Source organism: Streptosporangium sp. NPDC006013 (genome assembly GCF_040614275.1).
Classification (GTDB): Bacteria; Actinomycetota; Actinomycetes; order Streptosporangiales; family Streptosporangiaceae; genus Streptosporangium.
This window is the reverse complement of record NZ_JBEXUE010000940.1, coordinates 1-1,389: the sequence shown is the minus strand read 5'-3', so window position 1 is coordinate 1,389 and position 1,389 is coordinate 1. Positions and strand designations below refer to the sequence as shown.

Below are 1,389 nucleotides of genomic sequence, written 5' to 3'. Positions count from 1 at the left end.
CTCTTTTCGGCGGGGCGGATATTGGGATGCGAGGAAGCGGCGGGTCGGGCAGCATGAACGGTCGGGGCTTCATGTGGCTGACCGCCGGAGCCGAGGCCGAGATCCTGGCCGGCGCCTTCGAGGAGGTGCCCCGGATCCTTCTCGACGACCCCGAGGTGCTCGCCGCGCTGGACGGCTGCCCCGTCACCGACCCCGTCACCGGCGGATTCCATCCGGACGGCGCGGCCTACACCATCTACACCTCGGGCTCCACCGGCAGGCCCAAGGGGGTGGTGGTCTCCCGGGGCAACCTGCGCAACTTCCTGGTGGACATGCGGGACCGGTTCGGCCTCGGCCCGCGCGACCGCCTGCTGGCGATGACGACGGTCGGGTTCGACATCGCGGGCCTGGAGCTGTTCATGCCGCTGATCAGCGGTGCGGCGGTGGTGCTGGTCGGCCGCGAGCTGGTCCACGACCCCTGGCGGCTGCGACAGGTCGTCGCCGAGGAATCCGTGACGGTGATACAGGCGACGCCCAGCCTCTGGCGGGCGGTGGCCGAGGAGAGCGGCCAGGCCCTCGCGGGCGTGCGGGTCCTCGTCGGCGGCGAGGCGCTGCCGGCGGACCTGGCCGGGACGCTGGCGGCCTCGGCGCGGTCGGTGACCAACCTGTACGGGCCGACGGAGACCACGATCTGGTCCACCACGGTGGCGGTCGAGGTGGGGAACACGGTGGCGCCCCCCATCGGAGCGCCGATCGCCAACACCCGGGTGTACGTGCTGGACCGGCTCTGCCAGCCGGTGCCCCCGGGCGTGCCGGGGGAGCTGTACATCGCCGGGGACGGCGTGGCCCGCGGCTACCTGGGCCGGCCCGCGCTGACCGCCGAGCGCTTCGTCGCCGATCCGTTCGGTCCCGCCGGGGCGCGGATGTACCGTACCGGGGACATGGTCCGGTGGCGGGCCGACGGCGTGCTGACCTTCCTGGGCAGGGTCGACGACCAGGTGAAGATCCGGGGGTTCCGGATCGAACCCGGTGAGATCGAGAGCGTCCTGCTCGGCCACCCGGGCGTCGCGTCCGCGGCGGTGGTGGTCAGGGAGGACCGGCCGGGCGACCGGCGGCTGGCCGCGTACCTGGTGCCCGCGGGGGACACGCCGCCGTCGGTCGCGGAGCTGCGCGACCACGCCAGGCGTTCCCTGCCCGGTTACCTGGTCCCCGCCTTCTTCGTCCTGCTGGAGGAGCTTCCGCTGACGTCGAGCGGGAAGGCCGACCGGCGCGCGCTGCCCGCTCCCGAGGGCGGTGCGGGGGCCGGCCGCGTCGCCCCGCGCGCCGCGGCCGACCCGCCGCCGTCCTCGTCTCGGCCCTGACCCTCGACCCGCACCTCGACCGGCAGGAGGCGAAGCGGGCACGCTCATG

At 74.4% G+C, this 1,389-nt stretch carries 1 protein-coding gene; it reads left to right on the top strand.

Translation table 11 applies throughout. The annotated features are described in order from the left end of the window. Positions 1-1,340, top strand: a 1,340-nt coding sequence (locus ABZ260_RS51080) for an amino acid adenylation domain-containing protein (protein WP_355633226.1), incomplete at its 5' end; no start/stop codon positions are given. Positions 1,341-1,389: the final 49 nt, after the last annotated feature.